Source organism: Citrobacter tructae (assembly GCF_004684345.1).
GTDB classification, from domain to species: domain Bacteria; phylum Pseudomonadota; class Gammaproteobacteria; order Enterobacterales; family Enterobacteriaceae; genus Citrobacter; species Citrobacter tructae.
The window spans coordinates 3,096,116-3,122,148 of record NZ_CP038469.1 but is presented as its reverse complement, the minus strand read 5'-3'; the positions used below and the strand labels follow the sequence as shown (position 1 = coordinate 3,122,148).

At 53.4% G+C, this 26,033-nt stretch carries 21 protein-coding genes and 1 pseudogene; 9 read left to right on the top strand and 13 right to left on the bottom strand.

Annotated elements, in window-relative coordinates; translation table 11 throughout:
- Positions 1 to 70: 70 nt before the first annotated feature.
- The 4 genes from metA to aceK all read left to right on the top strand — a co-directional run bounded on the left by metA (position 71) and on the right by aceK (position 6,041).
- Complete coding sequence (metA, locus tag E4Z61_RS15630; RefSeq protein WP_135323576.1) at positions 71 to 1,000, top strand: homoserine O-acetyltransferase MetA; 930 nt, start codon at positions 71 to 73, stop codon at positions 998 to 1,000.
- A gap of 268 nt (positions 1,001 to 1,268) precedes the next feature.
- Positions 1,269 to 2,870, top strand: a complete 1,602-nt coding sequence (gene aceB / locus E4Z61_RS15625; protein WP_135323575.1) for a malate synthase A — start codon at positions 1,269 to 1,271, stop codon at positions 2,868 to 2,870.
- A 31-nt stretch (positions 2,871 to 2,901) separates the two neighbouring features.
- The gene (gene aceA, locus E4Z61_RS15620; protein WP_135323574.1) at positions 2,902 to 4,206 is read left to right on the top strand and encodes an isocitrate lyase; all 1,305 of its coding nucleotides are present in this window, start codon (positions 2,902 to 2,904) and stop codon (positions 4,204 to 4,206) included.
- Between the two features lie 107 nt (positions 4,207 to 4,313).
- A complete protein-coding gene (gene aceK, locus E4Z61_RS15615; protein WP_135323573.1) occupies positions 4,314 to 6,041 on the top strand; it encodes a bifunctional isocitrate dehydrogenase kinase/phosphatase in 1,728 nt (575 codons plus the stop codon).
- A 37-nt stretch (positions 6,042 to 6,078) separates the two neighbouring features.
- Here aceK and iclR read toward each other — a convergent pair whose 3' ends face one another.
- Positions 6,079 to 6,903, bottom strand: coding sequence for a glyoxylate bypass operon transcriptional repressor IclR (gene iclR / locus E4Z61_RS15610; protein WP_135323572.1), 825 nt, complete (start codon positions 6,901 to 6,903; stop codon positions 6,079 to 6,081).
- Between the two features lie 195 nt (positions 6,904 to 7,098).
- Between iclR and metH the strand changes: the two genes are divergently transcribed.
- Together metH and E4Z61_RS15600 are read left to right on the top strand one after the other, a co-directional pair.
- A complete protein-coding gene (metH, locus tag E4Z61_RS15605; RefSeq protein ID WP_135323571.1) occupies positions 7,099 to 10,782 on the top strand; it encodes a methionine synthase in 3,684 nt (1,227 codons plus the stop codon).
- 112 nt (positions 10,783 to 10,894) lie between these two features.
- A complete protein-coding gene (locus tag E4Z61_RS15600; RefSeq protein ID WP_135323570.1) occupies positions 10,895 to 12,526 on the top strand; it encodes a Na/Pi cotransporter family protein in 1,632 nt (543 codons plus the stop codon).
- 52 nt (positions 12,527 to 12,578) lie between these two features.
- On the opposite strand, the gene pepE is transcribed toward E4Z61_RS15600, so the two are convergent.
- The 9 genes and pseudogenes from pepE to E4Z61_RS15555 all read right to left on the bottom strand — a co-directional run bounded on the left by pepE (position 12,579) and on the right by E4Z61_RS15555 (position 19,302).
- Complete coding sequence (gene pepE, locus E4Z61_RS15595) at positions 12,579 to 13,268, bottom strand: dipeptidase PepE (RefSeq protein WP_016155430.1); 690 nt, start codon at positions 13,266 to 13,268, stop codon at positions 12,579 to 12,581.
- A 139-nt stretch (positions 13,269 to 13,407) separates the two neighbouring features.
- A pseudogene (locus E4Z61_RS15590) lies at positions 13,408 to 13,587 on the bottom strand (shikimate 5-dehydrogenase); the annotation flags it as partial.
- Between the two features lies 1 nt (position 13,588).
- Positions 13,589 to 14,809 carry an L-sorbose 1-phosphate reductase gene (sorE, locus tag E4Z61_RS15585; RefSeq protein WP_135323569.1) on the bottom strand — a complete coding sequence of 407 codons (1,221 nt, stop codon included), beginning with the start codon at positions 14,807 to 14,809 and terminating at the stop codon, positions 13,589 to 13,591.
- A 52-nt stretch (positions 14,810 to 14,861) separates the two neighbouring features.
- Entirely contained in the window at positions 14,862 to 15,686 is an 825-nt protein-coding gene (locus E4Z61_RS15580) for a PTS system mannose/fructose/sorbose family transporter subunit IID (RefSeq protein ID WP_135323568.1), read from the bottom strand.
- 11 nt (positions 15,687 to 15,697) lie between these two features.
- A complete protein-coding gene (locus E4Z61_RS15575) occupies positions 15,698 to 16,495 on the bottom strand; it encodes a PTS mannose/fructose/sorbose transporter subunit IIC (protein WP_135323567.1) in 798 nt (265 codons plus the stop codon).
- 65 nt (positions 16,496 to 16,560) lie between these two features.
- Complete coding sequence (locus tag E4Z61_RS15570; protein WP_135323566.1) at positions 16,561 to 17,055, bottom strand: PTS sugar transporter subunit IIB; 495 nt, start codon at positions 17,053 to 17,055, stop codon at positions 16,561 to 16,563.
- The gene (locus E4Z61_RS15565; protein WP_135323565.1) at positions 17,055 to 17,462 is read right to left on the bottom strand and encodes a mannose/fructose/sorbose PTS transporter subunit IIA; all 408 of its coding nucleotides are present in this window, start codon (positions 17,460 to 17,462) and stop codon (positions 17,055 to 17,057) included. The genes E4Z61_RS15570 and E4Z61_RS15565 overlap by 1 nt, the downstream gene beginning before the upstream one ends.
- Positions 17,463 to 17,471: 9 nt before the next feature.
- Complete coding sequence (locus tag E4Z61_RS15560) at positions 17,472 to 18,278, bottom strand: SDR family oxidoreductase (RefSeq protein WP_135323564.1); 807 nt, start codon at positions 18,276 to 18,278, stop codon at positions 17,472 to 17,474.
- 70 nt (positions 18,279 to 18,348) lie between these two features.
- Positions 18,349 to 19,302 (bottom strand): sugar-binding transcriptional regulator, encoded by a 954-nt coding sequence (locus E4Z61_RS15555; protein WP_135323563.1) that lies wholly within the window; start codon positions 19,300 to 19,302, stop codon positions 18,349 to 18,351.
- A gap of 469 nt (positions 19,303 to 19,771) precedes the next feature.
- Between E4Z61_RS15555 and rluF the strand changes: the two genes are divergently transcribed.
- Entirely contained in the window at positions 19,772 to 20,653 is an 882-nt protein-coding gene (rluF, locus tag E4Z61_RS15550; RefSeq protein ID WP_135323562.1) for a 23S rRNA pseudouridine(2604) synthase RluF, read from the top strand.
- Here rluF and E4Z61_RS15545 read toward each other — a convergent pair.
- From E4Z61_RS15545 to rtcR, 3 genes are all read right to left on the bottom strand, one after another.
- Positions 20,650 to 20,922, bottom strand: coding sequence for a YjbD family protein (locus tag E4Z61_RS15545; RefSeq protein ID WP_135323561.1), 273 nt, complete (start codon positions 20,920 to 20,922; stop codon positions 20,650 to 20,652). The genes rluF and E4Z61_RS15545 overlap by 4 nt on opposite strands.
- 95 nt (positions 20,923 to 21,017) lie before the next feature.
- Positions 21,018 to 21,959, bottom strand: a complete 942-nt coding sequence (panS, locus tag E4Z61_RS15540; RefSeq protein ID WP_135323560.1) for a ketopantoate/pantoate/pantothenate transporter PanS — start codon at positions 21,957 to 21,959, stop codon at positions 21,018 to 21,020.
- Positions 21,960 to 22,070: 111 nt separating this feature from the next.
- Positions 22,071 to 23,651, bottom strand: a complete 1,581-nt coding sequence (gene rtcR, locus E4Z61_RS15535; RefSeq protein ID WP_135323559.1) for an RNA repair transcriptional activator RtcR — start codon at positions 23,649 to 23,651, stop codon at positions 22,071 to 22,073.
- A gap of 447 nt (positions 23,652 to 24,098) precedes the next feature.
- Between rtcR and E4Z61_RS15525 the strand changes: the two genes are divergently transcribed.
- A complete protein-coding gene (locus E4Z61_RS15525) occupies positions 24,099 to 25,226 on the top strand; it encodes a slipin family protein (RefSeq protein ID WP_135323557.1) in 1,128 nt (375 codons plus the stop codon).
- 5 nt (positions 25,227 to 25,231) lie between these two features.
- Positions 25,232 to 26,017, top strand: coding sequence for a nucleotidyltransferase domain-containing protein (locus E4Z61_RS15520; protein ID WP_135323556.1), 786 nt, complete (start codon positions 25,232 to 25,234; stop codon positions 26,015 to 26,017).
- Positions 26,018 to 26,033: the final 16 nt, after the last annotated feature.

Genomic DNA, 26,033 nt, shown 5'->3' with positions numbered 1-26,033 from the left:
CCGATTCCTGGTTATTGTCAGCTATCTGGATGTCTAAACGTTTAAACGTATGTAGTGAGGTTATCAGGTTATGCCAATTCGCGTGCTGGACGAGCTACCCGCCGTCAATTTCTTGCGTGAGGAAAATGTCTTTGTCATGACGACATCCCGCGCTTCCGGCCAGGAAATTCGTCCACTGAAGGTGCTTATCCTCAACCTAATGCCGAAGAAGATCGAAACGGAAAACCAATTTCTCCGGCTATTGTCGAACTCGCCGCTGCAGGTGGATGTTCAGCTGTTACGCATTGATGCCCGCGAGTCACGCAACACGCCGACAGAGCATCTGAATAACTTCTACTGTAATTTCGAAGACATCTGCGATCAGAACTTTGATGGATTGATCGTGACCGGGGCACCGTTAGGCCTGGTTGAGTTCAACGATGTGGCTTACTGGCCGCAGATCAAACAGGTGCTGGAGTGGGCCAAAGATCACGTCACATCAACGCTGTTTGTCTGTTGGGCGGTACAGGCTGCGCTTAATATTCTGTATGGCATCCCGAAGCAAACCCGTACAGATAAACTTTCAGGCGTTTATGAGCACCATATTCTGCACCCTCATGCCTTGCTGACACGCGGATTTGATGACGTGTTTCTGGCTCCTCACTCTCGCTATGCCGATTTCCCAGCAGCACTGATCAGGGATTACACCGACCTCGAGATCTTTGCCGAGACGGAAGACGGCGATGCTTATCTGTTTGCCAGCAAAGATAAACGTATTGCATTTGTGACGGGCCATCCGGAATATGACGCCCATACTCTGGCAGGTGAATATTTTCGTGATGCTGAAGCGGGTTTGACCCCGGATGTTCCGTACAACTATTTCCCGCAAGACGACCCACAAAACAAACCGCGAGCAAGCTGGCGTAGTCATGGTAATTTGCTGTTTATCAACTGGCTTAACTATTACGTCTACCAGATCACGCCATACGATCTGCGCCACATGAATCCAACGCTGGATTAATCTTCTGTAACCAACGATCGTTAAGCGTTTCAGCATGTTGAATCAGGCACCTTCGGGTGCCTTTTTTATTTCCGAAACGCACCTCATCATGTAATTAATTTTTATTATTATTGTTATCAATGAGTTAATTGATAATTAAATTAAAAATGGAAATTGTTTTTGATTTTGAAATTTAATTGAGTAGTCTTAGTTGTGCTGAACGAAAACCGCACAACGATCCTTCGTTCGCATTGGGGATGTATTTGGATCAATGACGAGGAACTACGCAATGAATCAACAGGCAACAACAACCGATGAACTGGTTTTTACCAGGCCGCATGGCGAGCAGGAACAGCAGATTTTAACTGCAGAAGCAGTGGAATTCCTGACCGAGCTGGTGACCCGATTTACGCCAAAACGCAATAAACTTCTCGCCGCACGAATTCAGCAGCAGCAGGATATTGATGACGGTAAGTTGCCTGGTTTTATTTCGGAAACAGCTTCCATTCGTGAGGGTAACTGGAAAATTCGCGGTATTCCTGATGATTTACTGGATCGCCGTGTAGAGATCACCGGACCCGTAGAGCGCAAGATGGTGATCAACGCGCTGAACGCCAACGTTAAAGTCTTTATGGCTGACTTTGAGGATTCACTGGCTCCCGAGTGGAGCAAAGTGATCGACGGACAAATCAACCTGCGCGATGCGGTAAATGGCACCATCAGCTACACCAACGAAGCTGGAAAGATATACCAACTGAAGCCCGATCCAGCGTTATTGGTTTGTCGTGTACGCGGCCTGCATCTGCCAGAAAAACACGTCACCTGGCGTGAGGAAGCGATTCCCGGCAGCCTGTTCGACTTTGCTCTCTATTTCTTCCACAACTATAAAACCTTGCTGGCTAAAGGTAGCGGTCCCTACTTCTATTTGCCGAAAACGCAGGCCTGGCAAGAAGCAGCCTGGTGGAGTGAAGTTTTTAGCTATGCAGAAGACCGATTTAACCTGCCACGCGGCACCATTAAAGCCACGCTGCTGATTGAAACGCTGCCAGCTGTTTTCCAGATGGATGAAATCCTGCACGCGTTACGTGACCATATTGTCGGCCTCAATTGCGGGCGCTGGGATTACATTTTCAGCTACATCAAAACTCTGAAGAATCACCCGGATCGCGTTCTGCCAGATCGTCAGGTCGTGACGATGGATAAGCCGTTCCTTAGCGCCTATTCCCGTCTGTTGATTAAAACCTGCCATAAACGCGGTGCTTTTGCGATGGGCGGTATGGCGGCGTTTATCCCCAGCAAAGACGCTGAGCGTAACAATCAGGTACTGGCCAAAGTCAAAGCGGATAAATCGCTGGAAGCCAATAACGGTCATGACGGAACCTGGGTGGCTCATCCTGGGCTTGCGGATACCGCAATGGCGATTTTCAACGACGTGCTGGGCGACAACAAAAATCAGCTGTTTGTCACTCGTGAAGATGATGCACCGATTACTGCAGAACAACTGCTGGCCCCGTGCGATGGGGAGCGTACTGAAGAAGGCATGCGCGCTAATATCCGCGTTGCCGTGCAGTACATCGAAGCGTGGATTTCCGGCAACGGCTGCGTACCGATTTATGGTCTGATGGAAGATGCGGCAACTGCCGAAATCTCCCGAACCTCCATCTGGCAGTGGATCCACCACCAGAAAACCCTCAGCAACGGCAAGCCGGTCACCAAACCGCTGTTCCGTCAGATGCTGGCCGAAGAAATGCTGGTGATTCAGGACGAGCTGGGCGAACACCGTTACAGCAGCGGACGTTTTGACGATGCCGCGCGCCTGATGGAGCAAATCACTACCTCCGACGAACTGATCGACTTCCTGACCTTACCTGGCTACCGCTTGCTGGCTTAATTCACCACATACCAATATGGAGCATCTGCACATGAAAACCCGTACCCAACAAATCGAAGACTTACAGAAAGAATGGACACAACCACGCTGGGAAGGCATTACCCGCCCGTACAGCGCGGAGGAAGTGGTGAAATTGCGTGGCTCGGTCAACCCGGAATGTACACTGGCGCAGCTAGGCGCGGCGAAAATGTGGCGTTTGTTGCACGGCGAATCAAAGAAAGGTTATATCAACAGCCTCGGTGCGCTGACCGGTGGTCAGGCGCTGCAACAGGCGAAAGCCGGTATTGAAGCAGTCTATCTGTCTGGCTGGCAGGTGGCGGCCGATGCGAACCTGGCCTCCAGTATGTACCCGGATCAATCGCTGTACCCGGCGAACTCCGTTCCGGCGGTGGTGGATCGGATCAACAACACCTTCCGTCGTGCGGATCAGATCCAGTGGTCCACTGGGATTGAGCCAAACGATCCACGCTATGTGGATTACTTCCTGCCGATCGTTGCCGATGCAGAAGCTGGATTTGGCGGTGTACTGAACGCATTTGAACTGATGAAATCAATGATTGAAGCCGGTGCAGCGGCTGTTCACTTCGAAGATCAGCTCGCATCGGTGAAAAAATGTGGTCACATGGGCGGCAAAGTGCTGGTACCGACTCAGGAAGCTATCCAGAAACTGGTGGCAGCACGTCTGGCTGCAGACGTCATGGGCGTCCCTACGCTGGTTATTGCCCGTACCGATGCCGACGCGGCAGATTTGATCACCTCTGACTGCGACCCTTACGACAGCGAGTTCATTACCGGCGAGCGCACCAGTGAAGGGTTCTACCGTACCCACGCCGGTATCGAACAGGCGATAAGTCGTGGTCTGGCTTATGCTCCATACGCGGATCTGGTGTGGTGTGAAACCTCCACGCCGGATCTCGAGCTGGCACGCCGTTTTGCCGATGCGGTCCACGCTAAATACCCGGGCAAACTGCTGGCCTACAACTGTTCTCCGTCGTTTAACTGGCAGAAGAATCTGGATGACAAAACCATTGCCAGCTTCCAGCAACAGCTGTCGGACATGGGCTATAAGTATCAGTTCATTACTCTGGCAGGCATCCACAGCATGTGGTTTAACATGTTCGACCTTGCACGTTCCTATGCTCAGGGTGAAGGCATGCGTCACTACGTCGAGAAAGTTCAGCAGCCAGAATTTGCGGCAGCTAAAGACGGTTACACCTTTGTGTCCCATCAGCAGGAAGTGGGTACCGGTTACTTCGACAAAGTGACGACCATCATTCAGGGTGGCGCGTCATCCGTTACCGCGCTGACGGGGTCCACTGAAGAATCACAGTTCTAATCCATGCCGGATGGCGCTCACGCCTATCCAGCCTACCCTAAACGGTAGGCTGGTTCAGGCACTTGTACTGCCATCCGGCGATCCCCGGTTCTGGATGAGGGCAAAAGATGTCGCGTGGCCTGGAATTGTTAATTGCCCAAACTATCCTGCAGGGCTTTGATGCGCAGTATGGTCGATTTCTGGAAGTGACGTCCGGCGCGCAGCAACGCTTTGAACAAGCTGACTGGCATGCTGTACAGCAGGCGATGAAAAGCCGCATCCACCTCTACGATCACCATGTCGGGCTGGTGGTGGAACAGTTGCGCTGCATTACCGACGGCAAAAGTACTGATGCCGCATTTTTACTTCGTGTAAAAGAGCATTACACCCGGTTATTACCGGATTACCCACGCTTCGAGATTGCGGAGAGCTTTTTTAACTCCGTTTACTGTCGGTTATTTGACCACCGCTCGCTGACGCCCGAGCGGTTGTTTATTTTCAGCTCCCAGCCGGAACGTCGCTTTCGTACCATTCCGCGCCCGCTGGCGAAAGACTTTTTCCCTGATTTGGGCTGGGAAGGGCTGCTCACGCGCGTACTCAGCGATCTGCCTCTGCGCCTGCCGTGGCAGAACAAAATTCGTGATATCCACTACATCATCGAACACCTGACAGAAACCTTTGGTGAGAATGTACTGCCGCGCTGCCATTTGCAGGTGGCGAACGAGTTGTTTTATCGCAATAAGGCCGCCTGGCTGGTGGGTAAGTTGATTACACCTTCCGGTACGCTGCCGTTCTTATTGCCTATCCACCGCACCGACGAAGGTGAACTGTTTGTCGATACCTGCCTGACGACAACGGCGGAAGCCAGCATTGTGTTTGGTTTCGCCCGCTCTTATTTTATGGTCTATGCGCCGCTGCCTGCGGCACTGGTCGAATGGTTACGTGAGCTCCTGCCCGGTAAAACCACCGCTGAGCTGTATATGGCGATTGGCTGTCAGAAGCATGCGAAAACTGAAAGCTATCGTGAATATCTGCTGTATCTGGCCGACTGCGATGAGCAGTTTATTGAAGCGCCTGGGATACGCGGCATGGTGATGCTGGTGTTTACCCTGCCTGGATTCGATCGCGTATTCAAAATCATCAAAGACAAATTTGCGCCACAAAAAGAGATGTCTGCGGCCCACGTCCGCGCCTGTTATCAACTGGTCAAAGAGCACGATCGCGTTGGGCGCATGGCTGATACCCAGGAATTCGAAAATTTTGTGCTGGATAAACGGCAAATTTCCCCGGCATTGATGGCGTTGCTGCTGCAGGAAGTGCCTGAAAAAATTACCGATCTTGGCGAGCAGATTGTGATTCGCCACCTGTATATAGAACGGCGGATGGTGCCGCTTAATATCTGGTTGGAGCAGGTCGAAGGCCAGCAACTGCGGGATGCGATAGAAGAGTACGGCAACGCCATTCGCCAACTGGCTGCCGCTAATATTTTCCCCGGTGATATGCTGTTTAAGAACTTTGGCGTGACCCGCCACGGGCGCGTGGTGTTCTACGACTACGATGAAATTTGCTACATGACGGAAGTGAATTTCCGCCATATCCCGCCCGCGCGTTACCCGGAAGATGAGCTGGCCGGCGAACCTTGGTACAGCGTCTCGCCGGGGGATGTCTTCCCGGAAGAGTTTCGCCACTGGCTGTGCGCCGATCCGCGAATCGGACCGTTATTTGAAGAGATGCACGCGGACCTGTTTCGCGCCGACTACTGGCGGGCGTTGCAAACGCGCATTCGAGAAGGGCATGTTGAAGATGTCTACGCCTACCGTCGAAAGCAGCGGTTTAGCGTGCGGTATTCGGTATAATGCCCGTGCCAGCGAAGCGCTGCCGGGCAATCCCTATTTACCTAATCCCACCGTACGCCAGTGTGATCTCTTTCGCTGCTTTGATCGCCATGGCGCCGAACTCGGTGACGCGGTCATCGGTAATGCGCGAAATCGGGCCGGAGATGGAAATGGCGGCAAACGGCTCGCGATGTTCGTCATAAATGCACGACGCCACGCAGCGCAGGCCCAGCGCATGCTCCTCATCATCAAACGAATAGCCGCGCTTACGCGTCTGGGCTAAATCCTCTTTCAGGTGCACCGGCGAGACCAGCGTGGCGTGGGTATAAGCGTGTAGGCCTTTACGATGTAGCAGGCCCGTAACCTGTTCTTCGCTTAATTGCGCCAGGAAGGCTTTCCCTGCACCGGAGGCGTGCATCGGCAGTTTGCCACCGATGGGGGCAGACATACGCATCAGCTGCGTGCACTGCACCTGGTCGATGATAATCGCCTGATGGTCGTTGTGATCCAGCACCGCCAGATTCACCGTTTCACCGGAATCTTCCATCAGCTTGCGCAGAATCGGGTGGACGATCGCCAGCAGGTTGCGACTTTGCAAGAAGCTGCTGCCGACGATAAACGCATGTGCGCCTACGGCCCAGTGTCCTAATTCGCCCACCTGACGGACAAAACCCTGCTGCTGCATTGTGGTCAATAAACGGTGCGTGGTGGAGTTGGGCAAACCGGCCTGTTGTGCCAGTTCGGTTAGCGCCACGCTGCCGTTGGATTCCGCAATCCATTCCAGTAGTTTCAGGCCTCGGGTCAAAGACTGAACCTGCCCGGTTGCAGGCGTAGTAGTGGCAGCGGGTTTTCTACCGCGTTTCGCGGGGACAGTGGCAACCATGGCAGACTCCTTTTCTGTATCGTGGAAATCATTTTCGTTTTATTCGATTATAATGCAAGAATTCCTGTACTGATCGGATGAGTGAAGCTGAACATGTCTCATGTTGGTCGTTGTGTGCTTTTCCGCCTCTCTGGTTTGTGCCAGTATGCTTTGTTGGCCTTTTTTCGGTCTGGTTGAGCGTTGTCGGGAGTGAGTGTGAGCAGCAAAGTTGAACAATTACGTCAGCAGTTAAAAGAACGTATTCTGGTGCTGGACGGCGGTATGGGCACCATGATCCAGGGTTATCGTCTGAGTGAAGAAGATTTCCGCGGCCAACGCTTTGCCGACTGGCCAAGCGATCTGAAAGGCAACAATGATCTGTTGGTGCTGAGCAAGCCGGAGGTGATCACCGCGATTCATAACGCCTACTTTGAAGCTGGCGCGGATATCATCGAAACCAATACCTTCAACTCGACGACAATCGCTATGGCGGATTACCAGATGGAATCCCTGTCGGCGGAAATCAACTTTGCAGCGGCAAAACTGGCGCGCGCCTGCGCCGACGAATGGACGGCACGTACGCCGAACAAACCGCGCTATGTCGCAGGTGTTCTTGGCCCGACTAACCGCACCGCGTCTATCTCACCGGACGTCAACGACCCTGCTTACCGTAACATTACCTTTGATCAGTTGGTGGCCGCGTACCGCGAATCCACCAGGGCGCTGGTGAAAGGTGGTAGCGATCTGATCCTGATCGAAACCGTTTTTGACACGCTGAACGCCAAAGCCGCCATTTTTGCGGTAAAAACCGAATTTGAAGCACTGGGCGTTGAGCTGCCGATTATGATCTCCGGCACCATCACCGATGCTTCCGGACGTACGCTTTCCGGCCAGACTACCGAAGCCTTCTATAACGCACTGCGCCATGCCGACGCGCTGACATTCGGTCTCAACTGTGCGTTAGGCCCGGACGAGTTGCGTCAGTACGTACAAGAGCTGTCACGCATTGCCGACTGCTATGTCACCGCGCACCCGAACGCCGGTTTGCCAAACGCCTTCGGTGAATACGATCTCGACGCGGACACCATGGCGAAGCAAATCCGTGAATGGGCCGAAGCGGGGTTCCTGAATATCGTCGGCGGTTGCTGTGGCACCACGCCGGAACATATTGCCGCGATGACCCGCGCGGTGGACGGTCTGCCGCCACGTCAACTGCCGGAACTCCCGGTGGCCTGCCGTCTTTCTGGTTTGGAACCGCTGAATATCGGCGACGACAGCTTGTTCGTTAACGTCGGTGAACGTACCAACGTCACCGGCTCAGCGAAGTTCAAACGTCTGATTAAAGAAGAAAAATACAGCGAGGCGCTGGATGTTGCCCGTCAGCAGGTGGAAAGCGGCGCGCAGATTATCGATATCAACATGGATGAGGGGATGCTTGACGCCGAAGCGGCGATGGTGCGTTTCCTCAACCTGATTGCGGGTGAACCGGACATCGCCCGCGTGCCGATCATGATCGACTCCTCGAAATGGGAGGTCATCGAAAAAGGGCTGAAGTGCATTCAGGGTAAAGGCATCGTTAACTCCATCTCGATGAAAGAGGGGGTTGAGCCGTTTATCCACCATGCCAAACTGGTACGCCGCTACGGCGCTGCCGTGGTGGTGATGGCCTTTGATGAACAGGGCCAGGCCGACACCCGCGCGCGCAAAATTGAGATTTGCCGTCGGGCGTACAAAATTCTCACCGAAGAGGTGGGCTTCCCACCGGAAGACATCATCTTCGACCCGAACATCTTTGCCGTCGCGACCGGTATTGATGAGCACAACAACTACGCACAGGATTTTATCGGCGCGTGTGAAGACATCAAACGTGAGCTGCCGCATGCGCTGATCTCCGGTGGCGTCTCCAACGTCTCATTCTCATTTCGTGGCAACGACCCGGTGCGTGAAGCCATTCACGCGGTATTCCTCTATTACGCCATTCGCAACGGTATGGACATGGGCATTGTAAACGCCGGGCAACTGGCGATTTACGACGACCTGCCAGCGGAGCTGCGCGATGCGGTCGAAGACGTGATCCTTAACCGCCGTGATGATGGCACGGAACGCCTGCTGGATCTGGCAGAAAAATATCGAGGCAGTAAAACCGACGACACCGCCAACGCCCAGATGGCGGAATGGCGCAGCTGGGAGGTGAAAAAGCGCCTCGAATATTCGCTGGTAAAAGGCATTACCGAATTTATTGAGCTGGATACCGAAGAAGCCCGCCAGCAGGCCGAACGCCCGATTCAGGTGATTGAAGGCCCACTGATGGACGGCATGAACGTGGTCGGCGACCTGTTCGGTGAAGGTAAAATGTTCCTGCCGCAGGTGGTGAAATCCGCCCGCGTGATGAAACAGGCTGTGGCCTATCTTGAGCCGTATATTGAAGCCAGCAAAGAGAAAGGTTCCAGCAACGGCAAGATGGTGATTGCCACCGTGAAGGGCGACGTTCACGATATCGGCAAAAACATCGTTGGCGTGGTGCTGCAGTGTAACAACTACGAAATTATCGATCTTGGCGTGATGGTGCCAGCGGAGAAAATCCTCCGCACAGCGCGCGAAGTGAATGCCGATCTGATTGGCCTCTCCGGGTTGATTACCCCGTCGCTGGACGAAATGGTTAATGTGGCGAAAGAGATGGAACGCCAGGGCTTTACCATTCCGCTGCTGATTGGCGGCGCGACGACCTCGAAAGCGCACACTGCGGTGAAAATCGAGCAAAATTACAGCGGTCCGACAGTCTACGTGCAGAATGCCTCGCGCACCGTGGGTGTGGTCGCCGCGCTGCTGTCTGATACCCAGCACGATGATTTTGTGGCCCGCACGCGTAAAGAGTACGAAACCGTGCGTATCCAGCATGCGCGTAAAAAACCGCGCACTCCGCCGGTGACGCTGGAGGCCGCGCGTGATAACGATCTGGCTTTCGACTGGGAAAACTATACCCCGCCGGTGGCGCATCGTCTGGGCGTGCAGGAAGTTGAAGCCAGTATCGAAACACTGCGTAATTACATCGACTGGACGCCATTCTTTATGACCTGGTCGCTGGCTGGCAAATATCCGCGCATTCTGGAAGATGAAGTGGTGGGTGAAGAGGCTAAACGCCTGTTCAAAGATGCCAATGATATGCTGGATAAATTAAGTGCCGAGAAAACCCTGAACCCACGTGGTGTCGTGGGTCTGTTCCCAGCTAACCGCGTCGGCGATGACATCGAGATCTACCGTGATGAAACGCGTACGCACGTTCTGACCGTGAGCCACCACCTGCGTCAGCAGACGGAGAAGGTCGGTTTTGCTAACTACTGCCTGTCCGATTTTGTGGCACCGAAAACCTCCGGGAAAGCGGATTACATTGGTGCCTTCGCCGTCACCGGCGGTCTGGAAGAAGATACGCTGGCCGACGCGTTTGATGCGCAGCACGATGATTACAATAAAATCATGGTGAAAGCGATTTCTGATCGTCTGGCGGAAGCGTTCGCTGAATATCTGCATGAGCGGGTGCGTAAAGTCTACTGGGGCTATGCGGCGAATGAAAACCTCAGCAATGAGGAGCTGATCCGCGAAAACTACCAGGGGATTCGCCCGGCACCGGGCTACCCGGCGTGCCCTGAGCACACCGAGAAGGCGACTATCTGGGAACTGCTGGATGTAGAAACGCATACTGGCATGAAGCTCACGGAATCTTTCGCCATGTGGCCTGGCGCGTCGGTTTCCGGCTGGTACTTCAGTCATCCGGACAGCAAGTATTACGCGGTGGCGCAAATCCAGCGCGACCAGGTTGAAGATTACGCCTTCCGTAAAGGGATGAGCGTGGCGGAAGTCGAACGCTGGTTAGCGCCTAATCTGGGGTACGACGCCGACTGATTCACAAAACTGTCATCTTTCTTTACAACAAACAGGGCACTCAATGAGTGCTCTGTCTCTTTATTACGTGTAAACCCGTATACTGAAGGGAAAACGATAATAAGGAGAAGCCGTGTTAACGTTGTTACACCTGCTTTCTGCCGTGGCTATGCTGGTTTGGGGTACGCATATTGTGCGTACCGGTGTGATGCGGGTCTTTGGTGCCCGCTTACGTACCGTGCTCAGCCGTAGTGTTGAAAAGAAACCACTCGCCTTCTGTGCCGGTATCGGCGTAACTGCTCTGGTACAAAGCAGCAACGCGACCACCATGCTGGTCACCTCGTTTGTCGCGCAGGATCTGGTAGCACTTACCCCGGCACTGGTGATTGTACTCGGTGCCGACGTGGGGACCGCGCTGATGGCGCGTATCCTGACCTTTGATCTCTCCTGGCTGTCGCCGCTGCTGATTTTTATCGGCGTAATCTTCTTTCTCGGACGTAAGCAGTCCCGCGTTGGGCAACTGGGGCGGGTCGGTATTGGGCTGGGGTTGATTTTACTGGCGCTCGAGCTGATCGTGCAGGCGGTAACGCCGATTACCCAGGCTAACGGTGTACAGGTTATTTTCGCCTCGCTCACTGGCGATATCATGCTTGATGCGCTGATTGGCGCAATGTTTGCGATTATCAGCTACTCCAGCCTGGCGGCGGTCTTGCTGACGGCCACCTTGACTGCTGCGGGCATTATCTCGTTCCCGGTGGCGCTATGTCTGGTGATTGGTGCCAACCTTGGTTCCGGCTTGCTGGCGATGATCAACAACAGCGCAGCTAACGCCGCCGCCCGCCGTGTGGCGCTCGGCAGTCTGCTGTTTAAGCTGGTGGGCAGCCTAATCATTCTGCCGTTCGTGCATCCGCTGGCGAATCTGATGGATGAACTGCCGCTGCCGAAATCCGAGTTGGTTATCTACTTCCACGTGTTCTACAACCTGGTGCGCTGTGTGGCGATGGTGCCGTTCGCTGAGCCAATGGCGCGTTTTTGTAAACGCATCATCCGCGATGAGCCGGAACTGGACGCTCATCTGAAGCCCAAGCATCTGGACGTCAGCGCGCTGGATACACCGACGCTGGCGCTGGCGAATGCCGCCCGTGAAGCCCTGCGTATTGGCGACGCCATGGAACAGATGATGGAAGGGCTGAAGAAGGTGATGCACGGCGAACCGCGCGAAGAGAAAGAGCTGCGCAGGATGGCGGACGACATCAACGTGCTGTACACGGCGATCAAGCTCTACCTGGCACGAATGCCAAAAGACGAGCTGGCGGAAGAGGAGTCGCGCCGCTGGGCAGAGATTATCGAGATGTCGCTCAACCTTGAGCAGGCTTCTGATATTGTCGAACGTATGGGTAGCGAGATTGCGGATAAGTCACTGGCTGCGCGTCGGGCATTTTCTCTGGAAGGTCTGAAAGAGCTGGATGCGCTTTACGATCTGCTGCTCAGTAATCTGCAGCTGGCGATGTCGGTTTTCTTCTCCGGCGACGTGACCAGCGCCCGTCGTCTGCGTCGTAGTAAGCACCGCTTTCGCATTCTTAACCGACGTTATTCGCATGCGCACGTTGACCGTCTGCATCAGCAGAACGTGCAGAGCATTGAGACCAGTTCCCTGCACCTCGCGCTACTGGGCGACATGCAGCGTCTGAACTCGCTGTTTTGTTCCGTGGCCTATAGCGTGCTGGAACAGCCGGATGAAGACGATGAGCGGGATGATTACTAATTAGATACAGTGCCTGATGGCATAGCTCATCGGGCACTGTACAGAACGCTACTTAGAAGCAGTGACCCGCTTCAAGAGCAACGGCGTCTTCACCTGCCTTGAACACGTATGTGGTGTTCGGGCCGCCAAGAACCGCCTGGCCGTTACTCACTTTAATCCAGTTGCCTTCCGGCAGACCAATCACCGTCAGTTCCGGCGCAACCACCAGCAGCTCGCGAATACGCTGTTCACGCGTTTCGCCTTTGTGGCCTTCCGGCAGCGCGTTGGTGAAGTGCGGGTTAATCTGCAGTGGGAACAGACCCAGGGCATCAAAGCCTTTTGGATCGACAATCGGCATGTCGTTAGTGGTGCGGATAGTCTGGCAGGCGAGGTTGGAACCGGCACTCCAGCCGATGTACAGCGCACCGCGTTTGACGACATCCACGATCGGGGCCAGCAACCCGCGCTCGCGGCTCTCTTTCAGTAACTGGAAGGTGTTACCCCCACCGACAATCACCAGCTCTGCGTTTTCAATCGCAGCAATCGGATCGGCAACAGTATGAATACCGGTAACGTTGACGCCCATTGGCGCAAAGATGGCAGCCGTTTTCGCCGTGTACTCATCCCAGGTTTGCGTGACGCCAGCAAACGGAATAAACACCGCCGTGCGGCGACCATTCAGTTGCTCAGCAATCAGCGGCAGCGCGTGTTCCATCCAGCCTTTGCCCGGCAGCGTCGAGTTACTCAATAAAAGCAGTTCCATCATTTCTCCAGATAATCAGTAAATTACAAACCGCAGTAATGCTACCACTATCAGTCTAACGCCTCACTGATATGGCTCACGATGTTGGAGATGAGGTTGTGGAAAGCGCCTCGCAGGCTGCTTCTTTACCCATCCCACCGCAGCCACGGATACCTAATGCCCGCACCCCTTTCACTGCGGCCTCAATATCCTGCGTAGTAAAGGCTTTGTAGATAAAATTTAACCCTAGCTTTTCATACAAATAGTTGTGAAAGCGCGTGCCGAAGTTGCCGGGTCGACCGGCAAGCGACATGCAAAGCTGAGTGTCGCGGTTAATCATGTTAAATTCCCTCGGCGTGAGACAATACATACTGTTCGGCTTCCTGCGACCAAATCCCCTGATGTCGTTCCAGGATGTCGCGCAGTTCAGGATCGTCAATCTGGGTGAGTGCAGTTACCGGGAAGGCTTTGCCGGTGTAGACCAGTTTTTTCCCACCGCCGACTTTTGGCAGTTCCAGCGTTGTTTCACCTGCCGCATTCAGTCCCAGAATGTGCGTTACCACTTTTGCCGCCTGGACCTTTTTTTCTTCAATCAGTTTTACCGCCGCGCGCATATCGTCAGTATTGCCGCCAGACGTCCCAACGTAATGGGTAAAGGCATAGTGCACGTCATAGAAGTTAATCGGTGCGCTAAACTGCTTATCCTGCGGACCCGCAAAGAAGTTCATGCAGCCATCGGCAGCCAGCAGGGAAGAAGCCAGCGTGACCAGTTCTTCGTTGGGCACAAATACAAAGATGTCGTCAAACCCATGCCCGCCGCTCAATGCCATCAATGTGTCATAAGCCGCATTCTGGGCGTGGAGATAGTGGATCAACGTTTGTGGTTCCGACGGATAGTGCTTGCGGGCGTAGCTCAATTTATCGTTGTTGGTGTCGGTCACCACCAATAGTGCCGGGTTAACCGGACCATGCAGCGCGTAGTCGATTGCCAGCAGCCCCATCGGTCCGGTGCCGCCGAGGATTAACGTACGTCCCTGTGGGCGAATGCCCATCGTGTGGTTGTAGGTCCCTTCCTGCAGGTGATAGTTGGCATTGAATGCGCCAATTACGCAGGACAGCGGCTCAACCAACGAACCTTCAAAATAGGTTTCGCCTTCGTAGGCCAACAGGCAGTCCTGCTCCATCACCTCATTGGGAATAACGACGTGCGTGGCTTCACCGCCCACCCAGGGGAAGGAGTATCCCGGGCAGTCCGGGCGATCCGGCAGTTGCAGGTTGGCCTGAATCACATAGCGCTGGCCGGGCTGAAACTTATGCTGCCATTTTTTCCCCACGGCAATAATATCGCCGCAGAACTCATGGCCGATGATAATCGGGTTGGTCGCCACATCGTCCGGTACCTTTTTGTGGTTCTCCCCCTGATTCGCCTCTTTCCAGGAAGAGAGGCACAAGCTGTCGGTTACGACGGAAGCAAGAATTTCATCGTCTTGCATTTCAGGAAGGTCGAAGGTTTCCAGGCGCAGATCACGATTGCCATAAAGGCGTAAAGCTGTTGTTTTCATTGTTCCACCTCATATTTAGCACAGTAGCCCCGGCATCGCCGGGGCGGAAAAATCAGGACAGGAAGCCCAGCGCGTTACCGATAATCCCCAGAGCAAACAGGGCGAAGATCAGCCATACCGGATTAATTTTCTTGTTGAGCAACCGCACCATCAGCAGCGTCAAACCCAGCGCCAGCAGGCCGGGGCAGAGCTGGTCGAGAATGTTTTGCACGGTCATTGTGACGGTGGTGCCGTCTGCGCCAGGCGTTTGCGATACCACCAATGGCACGTTGATACTGGTCCATTTGGTGACCAGTACTCCCATCACAAACAGGCCGAGAATCGAGGCTCCCTCGGTCAGCTTTTGCAGCAGATTGCCGCCCATATCGCTGACGATGTTGACTCCTTTACGAAAACCAATCTGTAATCCGTACCACTTCATCGCCAGACGTACTGCATTGAAAATAAAGAAGAACAACAACGGGCCGAGAATGTTGCCGGAGAGCGCTAAAGATGCGCCGAGTGCAGCGGTAATCGGGCGCAGCGTTCCCCATACCAGTGGGTCACCGACGCCGGCCAGCGGGCCCATCAGCCCGACTTTGATGCCGTTGATTGCGCCATCGTCAATTTCCGCACCATTTGCACGCGCTTCTTCCATCGCGGCGGTGACGCCAATCACCGGACCGCAAACGGCAGGGGTGGTATTGAAGAACACCAGGTGGCGTTTAAGTGCGGCAACCTGATCCTCTTTCAGTGGATACAGGCGCTTGATGGCAGGGATCATGTCGTAGCAAAAACCCAGCCCATGAATGCGTTCAAAGTTGAATGACGCCTGTTGCAGGTTGGAGCGAATAAACATGCTAAACAGGTCGGATTTGGTCAGTTTTTTCTGTTCCATGATGGGTTCCGTTAGTCGTCAAGCTGGTCGAGGGCTTGAGAAGAGGCGGCTTGCGCCTGCGGTTCGGCTTTACGCCACTGTGGGTTCAACTGGATGTAGATCAGCGCGATAATCGTGCCCACGCCACCGAAAGCCAGCAGACTCAAATCGAGATACCCTCCGGCGATAAAACCGAGGAAGAAGAAGGGCATTAGGTACTTCACACCCATCATGCGTAGCACCATGGCGTAACCGACCACCACGATAAAACCACCGGCAATTTGCAGCCCACGAGTGACGAATTCCGGGATGGCATTCAACATATTGCTGACCATATCGGCGCTGACAAACAGCGAGACGATTAATGCAGGAATGGCGACGCGCAATGCCTGCACGCCTAATGCAGAAACGTGCAGCATGTCGATGGTGCGAAAGCGGGCGTCTTCGGCGGCTTTATCCGCCGCATGCTGGAATATCACGGTGATGGTACGGGCAAAGACTGTCAGTACCTGGCCTGCTGCCGCTACCGGAAGGGCGATAGCGATGCCCGTGGCAATACTCTGCTGGCCGACGATAACCAGAATGGCGGAAATAATACTGGCGAGTGCCGAATCGGGAGACTGCGCTGCACCGACGTTCATCCAGCCGAGCGCGATCAGTTCCAGCGTGCCGCCGAGCATAATCCCGGTTTTTAAATCACCGAGGATCAGGCCGATAACGGTACAAGCGATGAGTGGGCGGTGGGTCTGGAACTCATCCAGCACGCTGCCCATTCCGGCAATACAGGAAAATATAAATATGGCGATAATTTGTAGGGTACTTATTTCCATAATATGTCACCTTGTGAATGTGATCATCCCTGCCTGCTAAAGCATAAGTACACAGGCGCTTTTATTTATTCTGTAAACAATTTTTCTTTTATTTTTTCAAGTATATTAACTGATGGATCTGATGCGACGACGCGTAAATCCAGCGTGACGCCTAATTTATCTAACTCACGAAATGCATGAATGTCGTCATCATCTAAAGAGACAGCTTTGGTTAATTGTTTTTTACCTGGTCGCCAGGCCATGCCACCAATATTTAAATTGGCGATATTTACCCCTTGTTTGACCATGGCTAACGCATCCTGTGGGCGGGTAAATAAATAAAAAACGGTTTCATCCTTATATTGTGGATTATGATAGACGGCGACCGCTTTTTCGATATTCACCACGTTAACCTTCATCCCTGGTGGCGCGGCTTGGCGTAACAATGTCCTACGCACTTCATCGTGATAAACGTCGTCATTGCAGATAATAATCCGTTGGGCATTCGCTACCTTCGACCAGACGGTAGTGACCTGACCGTGGATCAGGCGATCGTCAATACGAGCTAGGGTGATGTTCATCAGAAATCCTCTTCGGTCGTTTCCAGTGCCTTCCAGACGACGCACGTTTGTTGAGCAATGGTCGTCAGGTGTTCGCACAGTTCATCCACATTCATACTGCTTTGGCTGTCTACCAATTCCAGCGCCAACGGCAATGACAATCCACTAATGACCCGTATGGCTGGGTTACGCATCGCCAGCGTCGCGGCGGCATTCCACGGGCTACCACACTGTATATCGACGGCTATCAGCCACTCACCACCGGTGTGAATGCTCACTAACTTTTCAAGCTTTGCCACGATGTCGTGGGCGTTTTCACCGGGGAGAAATTCCACTGCTTCAACGCTGGCCTCACCGTAGACCATTTGTACCGATTCCAGCATGGCGCAGGCCAGATTGCCGTGAGCGCAGAAGATTGCATTGACCATAAAACCTCCTTAGCCGCGCGTTTTTCCGCCCGCAATGTTAGTGGTTACTCCGGTGATATAACTGGCGCGTTCTGAGAGGAGATAACAAACAAAATCAGCGACTTCGCTTAATCGTCCTGAGCGACCAATCGGGATCGAGTTCTTGGTATAACCCTTGCGCAGTTGCTCGACGGTAATGTTGCGGGTCCAGGCCAGCGCTTCCTCGTACTCCGGCGTGCGCAGACCTGTTTTTTCCAGAATGCCAGGTGCAATACCAACCACACGAATGCCGTGTTTGCCCAGCTCTTTTGACCAGGAACGGGTAAAGCTATTCAATGCGGCTTTGGTGGCGGCATAGCAACTTTGGCCCTCTGAGCCTTCCAGTCCACTTTCTGAAGAGACATTCACAATCACGCCGCTATGCTGTTTCACCATTTGGCGTGCCGCCGCTTGCGACATTAAGAACACACCTTTTTGGTTGATATTGACCATTTTTTCGAACGCCGCTTCGTTGAGTTCATATTGTCCAGCGGGCGCTTTTTCATCGACCAGCAGGCGTGGGAAATTAACGCCTGCGTTATTCACCAGTCCGTCAATACGTCCGCAGCGCTGGGTAATCTCGGCAATGGTATAATTAACCTCTTTGGCGCTGGAAATATCCGTCGGACAGAAATGATATCCGGTATGGCCTTCATACTTACCGTCTCCACCATGAATATCCGCCATTTGCACATTAGCGCCTTGCGCTAATAACTCTTCAACTATTGCCAGACCAATTCCGGATGCTCCACCGGTAACAATAATGACTTTGCCCTGCAGATTTAACCACGTTTGCATAATAAACTCCCGATTTTAGATAAGGGGTTCCCGCATAAAATTAATTACGTCAGGACTAATTTGAATATATTTACTTCAACAATAATTCAGCGGTATGGCTGTTGGTGACTAAACAGTTAATGTAATTTCCGCGTAAAGCACCGAGAATTCCGCTCAGTTTTTCTTCCCCCATGGCGATGCCGATGGAGTAACGTGCCTGCTTTAATTTATTGGTTTCGATGGAAAGTGTCTTTTCGCTCATATTGGTCTCTACCGTCACGCCGTTGATATCGTAGAAGCGTGAGCAAATATCACCGGCAACCTGGCGAGCATGCAGATCATCACTCTCTTCACTGCCGTAGAACGCATGCCAGTTGGCGCCGTCACGTATCGCAGGAGAGCCAATTCCAACCAGTGCGATATCCAGATTATCCCAGTAGGCGGAAATCGACTTGAAATGCCGGGACTGCATAATTCCGTTACGAATCAGCGGGTTTTCAAGAAGCGCCGGAAAATCAGCCAGGTGCGATTCCCCTTTGAGCTTTGCCGCTGCACCGTAGGTTAGCGTATTGACGTGGTAGCGACTTTCAAGCTTGCCGGACGGTCCGCCAATGATAGGCACGCAGATCAGCTGGCGTGACTGGCTAGCCGGGGATAACCCTTCGACCAGGCCCCGAACCGCGCGCCCCCATGAGAAACCGATAATATCGCCGGGTTCCAGCAAGCGTTCCAGTAACTGTGCGCCGTGTATGCCCATCAGGCTGAGTTGTTCGTCTTCCTGCTCGCTGTCGCAGGAGACCACGACCGCCTCTTTCAGGCCATATTTTTGTTTTAGCTGCTGTTCCAGCCACAGGTTCTCGTTGTAGTCGTAATTAATGGCGATGGTGACGATACCCTGCTCACGGCCACGTTTTAGCAAACGGCTGATCGTGGTGCGATAAATCCCCAGCTCGCGGGCGATTTGCGCTTGTGTCATATCCTGTTCGTAATAAAGCTGCGCTATTTTTACGATCAGGCGGATATCATCGCTGTTTTCCGTCGCCATTTTTGGACTCCTGCACATTTGTGCAAATCACGAAATTGCTTTCTTGATCTGATATAACCTCATCTGTTCCACAGCTCAAAGCTATTTTCACTTATTTCAGCCCACTGAACTGGCGAATTGTGTTGCACATTTGATGTGCTGATAGTGCGCTGTCGGCACATATGTGCTTTTTGTTCTAATGCGTTGATTCTGTTTATTTTCGGCAGACAAAATTGCAGGCGTGGATGAACGACACTTTTGTGTCGAAAGGTGTGGCAGATCACAAATAGCGCTCAGGCATTCGAACACGATTATTTTTTATCACCCGCAAGGTAGGGTATATTTCGCTTTTAATACACAAAATCATTCAAGTTGTATCAAGGCGGCAAGGGAGCGAATCCCTGGGAGCATAGATTGCTATGTGACCTGGGTGAGTGAAGGCAGCCAACGCAGAGACAGCTTGAAGGATGAAGTGTATACAGGAGAAATTATGCTGCCCGACTCATCCATCCGATTAAATAAATACATCAGTGAAAGCGGAATCTGCTCGCGCCGCGAAGCGGATCGCTTTATCGAACAAGGGAATGTCTTCCTGAATGGCAAACGTGCCACCATTGGCGATCAGGTGATGCCTGGCGACGTTGTGAAAGTGAATGGTCGGTTGATTGAGCCGCGTGAAGCGGAAGATCTGGTTTTTATCGCGCTGAACAAACCTGTCGGTATTGTCAGCACCACTGAAGACGGTGAGCGCGATAACATCGTTGATTTCGTTAACCACAGCAAGCGCGTGTTCCCGATTGGTCGTCTGGACAAAGATTCCCAGGGGCTGATCTTTCTCACCAACCACGGCGACCTGGTGAATAAGATCCTGCGTGCCGGAAACGATCATGAAAAAGAGTATCTGGTGACGGTCGATAAACCCGTAACCGACGACTTTATTCGTGGGTTGGGGGCGGGGGTGCCCATTCTCGGTACTGTCACCAAGAAATGTAAGGTCAGGAAAGAAGCGCCGTTTGTATTTCGTATCACCCTGGTCCAGGGACTGAACCGTCAGATCCGTCGGATGTGCGAACACTTTGGCTATGAAGTTACCAAGCTTGAACGTACGCGGATCATGAATATCGGTTTGTCCGGATTGCCGCTGGGTGAATGGCGTGATCTGACGGATGACGAACTGATCGATCTGTTTAAGCTGATTGAGAACTCATCTTCAGAAGCCAAACCAAAGGCGAAAGCGAAGCCAAAAGCAGCGACCGCTGGCATTAAGCGCCCGGTGGTGAAAATCGAAAAATCTGCTGAGAAAGAGAAAGCGCGCCCGGCGTCTAACGGTAAACGTTTTGCTCAGCCGGGGCGTAAGAAGAAAGGACGTTAACGCCGACCGCGCGTCGGTGTGTTTGCTGACCAGGAAAACGAGGCTTCAGCATCGGGTTTATAAGCCTGCTTTTTCTTTAGCTGGCGGGCTTTTTTGGCTTCGGCTTCACGCTGCAGCATCAGCTTATCAATGTACTCTTTCTTAATGCTGTTGGTCTCTGCGTTGGTCAGCAGGCGACCGTGCGCAATACGGGCACGGTCGAGCAGCGTTTTCAGTTCGCGCTGTTCGCGCTCGGTCATCTCTTTTTGGGTAATGCGGGGGAGTGCCATACGGTTGCCCTCAGTTAGCCAGAGGTTCCAGTGTACGGTAATGTGGTGCAATCTGATAGGGCTGGCCGGGTAAGCTTGCACCACCCGGCACTTTTTTAGTTTTCTTTCACCGTCTGATGCGGTTTCTCAACAATCGTCTTACCGGACCAGTAACCCGCCAGCAGCGAACCTGAAAGGTTATGCCAGACGGAGAACAGCGCACCGGGCAGGGCGGCGAGTGGACCGAAGTAGATTTTGCCCAGTGCAGCGGCAAGCCCTGAATTCTGCATACCGACTTCAATCGCCAGTGTGCGGCACGTGGATTCATCAAAGCCGAAGAGTTTTCCGCCCCAGTAGCCGCCGAGCAAACCAATGGTGTTATGCAGAATAACGGCGATAATCACCACAAAGCCGACCGACGCAATGTGCGACGCGGAACCTGCCACAACAGCGCTGATGATTGCCAGGATGCACACCATAGAAAACGCGGGTAGATACGGTTCTACCGCTTTTACGACGCGTGGGAACAGATGGTGAATGACCAGGCCCAAAGCAATCGGAATAACCACGATCTGTAGAATACTCAGCAGCATACCCATGACATCCACCTGAATATGCGCATCGACGTAAAGACGTGTGAGCAGCGGAGTGGCGACAACACCGACCAGCGTTGAAACCGATGAAATAGTCACGGAGAGCGCCACATCGCCTTTCGCTAGGTAGATCATTACGTTAGATGCTGTTCCGCTGGCCACGCTACCGACCAGCACCATCCCTGCGGACAGTTCCGGCGGCATATTAAAAGCCAGCGCCAAAATCCATGCGGCGAGAGGCATCACCAGATAGTGCAGGAAAATACCTGCAGCGACCGGGGCAGGGCGTGAGAGTACGCGTTTAAAGTCATCCACCTTCAGGTGAACACCCATGCCGAACATAATCAGCATCAGTAATGACGGCACGAATGGCCCGACAGGCGTAAAGGTGGAGGGCGTGTAATACGCAATAACAGAGAGCAGCAGTGCCCATAACGGGAACAGCCGCGTGAGAGTAGCGAGCATGTTGTATTCCTTGCGATTGAAATGTGTTGTGTTGTTATAAACAAGCCGGGATCGAGCCCGGCCATAGTTATTGTTTATCGCGTGATGGAATATTATTCAAACAAATTATGTTCATGTTCCGCAGCGAACGTTTTCCCAGCTCAGCCCGAAACGAGCGAGATATTTGCGCAGGCGGTCCGCATCGTTAGGATTGGCTTTTTTCTGCCGCGAAACGGCAAACAGTTCGCGTCCGGCTTCCGACAGCGACGCGCAGCGGCGGCACACTTCCAGCACCGTTTCTAACTGGCGGCGATCGAACAGGTCAATGTCCATATCCAGTTCAGGTTGCGAAGCGGCGATCTGCCAACTCTCCTTTAACAGCGCAATCTCTTCTTCGACAAGGGATAAGGTGATGCGACCTTGTTCGGCAAGCGTCGCCATGCGCGCAATGGATGAGCTTAGCTCGCGAAAATTACCGCGCCATTGCGCCTGTGGGGAGCAGGCAAATGCCAGATAGCAAACACGTGCCTCTTTATCGAAACGGATCTGCGTCTGTTTGTTGCTGGAAAAACGTTGCAGCTCATACTCGACGTTCGGAGCGATATCTTCCCGCCGCTGCGCCAGACCGGGCAGGGCGAAGCTCCACATATTGATACGCGCGTAGAGATCCTCGCGAAAACGGCCCTCAGCGACCCACTGCGGCATGTTGCGATGGGTTCCGGCAATCAGCTGAAAATCGCTGTGTACTTCTTTGTCCGACCCAAACGGAAAAAAGGTTTTTTCTTCAATCGCTTTTAGCAGCATGGCCTGCTCGTCCAGCCCCAACTCGGCAATCTCATCGAGAAACAGCACACCGCCATCCGCTTCTCGCAGCAATCCGCTCCGCGCTGTGAGTGCGCCGGTAAACGCCCCCTTCACATGACCAAATAACGTGGACATCGCATTGTCGCCGCGTAGGGTCGCGCAGTTGACCGCGACCAGTTTTCCCGCCACCAGATGCCGCGACTGGCGCAGCTGAAAAATACGTTTCGCGAGGAAGGATTTGCCCGCGCCGGTAGGGCCGGTCAGCAGGATCGGGTCGGTCGAACGCAGAGCCACCCGCTCAATGCGATCGATCAGTTTATTGAACGTGGCGTTGCGCGTATCAATCCCCGCTTTCAAAAAAGAGACCGACTGCTGCTGCTCGCGCTGAAAGCGACTGGTGAGCGTGGCATAGCGATTTAAATCGAGGTCGATAACCGAGCAGACGCCAGCGGCAACGGCTTCATCAGTGGAACCTTTCGGCGCCGGGCTGGTTTGCAGCAGGCTGGCGGGCAGGTAGCGCGCTTCCGTCAGCAAAAACCAGCAGATCTGCGCCACGTGAGTGCCGGTGGTGATGTGCACCAGATACTCTTCGTTTTCCGTATCAAATTCATAATTCGTGGCAAAGTCGAGAAACGCGGCGTAGACCTCTTCAAAATCCCACGGATCGTTAATGGTTACGGTATGCGGGCGAACTTCGGTGTGAGGCGAAAGCAGCGCGACGTCTTCAATCAATCTTTGCGCCATGCTCTCATCGCGTGGCTGGTGGAGCAGTTCCAGCCTGTCGACAGGGAAATCAGGCTGTTGGCATAGCCCAACTGTGGGTCGCCACTTCTTAAACCGATTGGCTCGCTTGCCGCGCTTATCCAGCACCGTTCCCAGTACGCCAATCACTACCCGTCGCTTCTTCATGGTTTATCCAAAAAGATAAATAAGAGAATAAAAGATAAAAAATTTAACCCACCGAGACAACCGCCATTATTGGTGAAAATAATTAAAATCATAAAAATCAATTAATTAAAAATTAATCATACCAGTTTTAATTCTTGGCACGCTTCTGGCAATAACACTTGCGTCAATCACGCTGAAAGCGCAGGGGGTTAAACCCCGCCGGCACGTCAGGAACGGCACAGGCTGTTTTCCGGGAGTGTTCCGTCAGCCGATGACACCCAACGGGTTCGATTCCCGATTCATTCTCCCAATGAAACTGGTTGTTAATCATAGAAATAAAACGGAGCAATGCGCAGTTAGCACGCTCCAGAACAGGTTGCCGGTAAAGATGCCGTGCGACAGGCAAAAGGGAATTCCCCTGCCGCTTCGCCCCTGCACCCGCGCCTGAACGACGTTAAGGAATATAAAATGGCTAAGAAAATCACTATACAAAAAGCGCAGTTAGGTCTTTTATCCCGCGAGGGTGATTACTATCAGACACTGGAAGCGGGTCAGCACCGTTTACCGTGGTTTAACACCCCAGAAGTGCTGATCGTTAATAGGGATGGCAGCGAAGTACCGGAAGCGTTAGCGGAGTATTTGCGCCGCTTTCAGCCTTCCTGGGTGGAACGTTACTGCCTGGTCGCGGATACGATGGACACCGAAGCCGGGGCGTTGTACGTCAATGGCGTTTTGCAGGAGATCCTGCCACCGGCAACGCGCCGTCTGTACTGGCAGGCCGATGAGGCACTGAAGCTGGTGCGCATGGATACGCGTCAGGTTTTGGTTCCTGTTGACGTGATGAACGCGGTGTTACAGCCCCGTCGCAGCGGTGCGGTGAAAGGACGCGAAGCTATCTTAACGGTGCAGGTTCCGGCGTGGCACGTCGGTGTGCTGAAAATTGATGGCGAAACCCAGGCGCTGTTACCGCCAGGATTAACAGCTTACTGGAAGGTAAACCATCTGATTGAAGCGGAAGTCGTTGATACTCGTTTACAGGTGCTGGAGGTCGGCGGCCAGGAGATCCTGACCAAAGATAAGGTCAACCTGCGTTTAAACCTGGCGGCGAACTGGCGTTACAGCGATGTGTTGCTGGCTTTTGGCCAACTGACAAAACCGCTGGAGCACCTTTACCGCGAGTTGCAGTTTGCACTGCGTGAAGTGGTGGGAACGCGTACGCTGGACGAACTGCTGGAAGATAAGCAGGTGATCGATGAAGTGGTGAGCGCACAGGTGAAAGCCCGAATGACACCGTTTGGCATCGAGGTGGCTTCGCTGGGCGTGAAAGATATCGTCCTGCCGGGCGATATGAAGGCCATTTTGTCGCAACTGGTTGAAGCGGAAAAATCCGCCCAGGCCAACGTGATCCGTCGTCGTGAAGAGACCGCCGCGACGCGATCGTTGTTGAATACCGCAAAAGTGATGGAAAACAACCCGGTAGCGCTGCGTTTAAAAGAGCTGGAAACCCTCGAAAGAGTGGCGGAGCGAATCGATAAAATCTCGGTATTCGGTGGCCTGGACCAGGTGCTGCACGGTCTCGTGAACATAAAAGGATAACAAAAATGAGCAACAACGCTGTGGAAAGCGCGATGCGCGAAAGGGTATCGCGCCAGCTAAAAGAGGTTGAGCAGCGTTATGGCGTCAGGGTGTTGTATGCCTGCGAGTCCGGCAGCCGTGGTTGGGGATTTGCCTCGCCGGACAGCGATTACGACGTGCGATTTCTCTATGTTCATCCCCCCGAATGGTATCTGCGGGTCGAAGCGCCACGAGATGTTATCGAGCTGCCGATAGATGATGAGCTGGACGTGTGCGGCTGGGAGTGGCGCAAGGCGCTGGGGTTACTCAAAGGCGCAAACCCGACGCTTATCGAGTGGCTGGATTCGCCGGTGATCTATCTGCAGGATGAAGTGGCGGTGTCGGCGCTGAAGACGTTGGTGCCTAAATGGTTTTCCCCGCTACGTGCCCGCTGGCACTACTACTCGATGGCGCGGAAAAACTTTCGCGGTTATCTGCAGGGCGACGACGTGCGATTGAAGAAGTATTTCTACGTTCTGCGACCACTGTTGGCGGTGCGTTGGGTGGAAGCAGGGAAGGGCGTGCCGCCGATGCGTTTTGCCGATCTGCTGGCGGGAAGTGAACTGGATGCGCCATTGCGTCAGGAAATCGACGAATTGTTGGCACGCAAACAGCGGTCAGGTGAGGCTGAGTATGGTCCGCGTCGTCCATTGTTACATGCGTTTATCCGCGCCGAACTGGAGAGAGGAGAAATCCCGCCCACGTTACCGGACAGTCGGGAAGGGGATGCCAGGGAACTGGACAGACTGTTATATGACACGGTGATGCGGTGAAAATGCCCGATGGCGC

Bases quoted from the DNA above. Each gene is read 5' to 3' on its own strand.
- metA (WP_135323576.1), top strand. From the start codon at position 71: ATGCCAATTCGCGTGCTGGACGAGCTACCCGCCGTCAATTTCTTGCGT.
- aceB (WP_135323575.1), top strand. From the start codon at position 1,269: ATGAATCAACAGGCAACAACAACCGATGAACTGGTTTTTACCAGGCCG.
- aceA (WP_135323574.1), top strand. From the start codon at position 2,902: ATGAAAACCCGTACCCAACAAATCGAAGACTTACAGAAAGAATGGACA.
- aceK (WP_135323573.1), top strand. From the start codon at position 4,314: ATGTCGCGTGGCCTGGAATTGTTAATTGCCCAAACTATCCTGCAGGGC.
- iclR (WP_135323572.1), bottom strand. From the start codon at position 6,903: ATGGTTGCCACTGTCCCCGCGAAACGCGGTAGAAAACCCGCTGCCACT.
- pepE (WP_016155430.1), bottom strand. From the start codon at position 13,268: ATGGAACTGCTTTTATTGAGTAACTCGACGCTGCCGGGCAAAGGCTGG.
- sorE (WP_135323569.1), bottom strand. From the start codon at position 14,809: ATGAAAACAACAGCTTTACGCCTTTATGGCAATCGTGATCTGCGCCTG.
- E4Z61_RS15580 (WP_135323568.1), bottom strand. From the start codon at position 15,686: ATGGAACAGAAAAAACTGACCAAATCCGACCTGTTTAGCATGTTTATT.
- E4Z61_RS15575 (WP_135323567.1), bottom strand. From the start codon at position 16,495: ATGGAAATAAGTACCCTACAAATTATCGCCATATTTATATTTTCCTGT.
- E4Z61_RS15570 (WP_135323566.1), bottom strand. From the start codon at position 17,055: ATGAACATCACCCTAGCTCGTATTGACGATCGCCTGATCCACGGTCAG.
- E4Z61_RS15565 (WP_135323565.1), bottom strand. From the start codon at position 17,462: ATGGTCAATGCAATCTTCTGCGCTCACGGCAATCTGGCCTGCGCCATG.
- E4Z61_RS15560 (WP_135323564.1), bottom strand. From the start codon at position 18,278: ATGCAAACGTGGTTAAATCTGCAGGGCAAAGTCATTATTGTTACCGGT.
- E4Z61_RS15555 (WP_135323563.1), bottom strand. From the start codon at position 19,302: ATGGCGACGGAAAACAGCGATGATATCCGCCTGATCGTAAAAATAGCG.
- rluF (WP_135323562.1), top strand. From the start codon at position 19,772: ATGCTGCCCGACTCATCCATCCGATTAAATAAATACATCAGTGAAAGC.
- E4Z61_RS15545 (WP_135323561.1), bottom strand. From the start codon at position 20,922: ATGGCACTCCCCCGCATTACCCAAAAAGAGATGACCGAGCGCGAACAG.
- panS (WP_135323560.1), bottom strand. From the start codon at position 21,959: ATGCTCGCTACTCTCACGCGGCTGTTCCCGTTATGGGCACTGCTGCTC.
- rtcR (WP_135323559.1), bottom strand. From the start codon at position 23,651: ATGAAGAAGCGACGGGTAGTGATTGGCGTACTGGGAACGGTGCTGGAT.
- E4Z61_RS15525 (WP_135323557.1), top strand. From the start codon at position 24,099: ATGGCTAAGAAAATCACTATACAAAAAGCGCAGTTAGGTCTTTTATCC.
- E4Z61_RS15520 (WP_135323556.1), top strand. From the start codon at position 25,232: ATGAGCAACAACGCTGTGGAAAGCGCGATGCGCGAAAGGGTATCGCGC.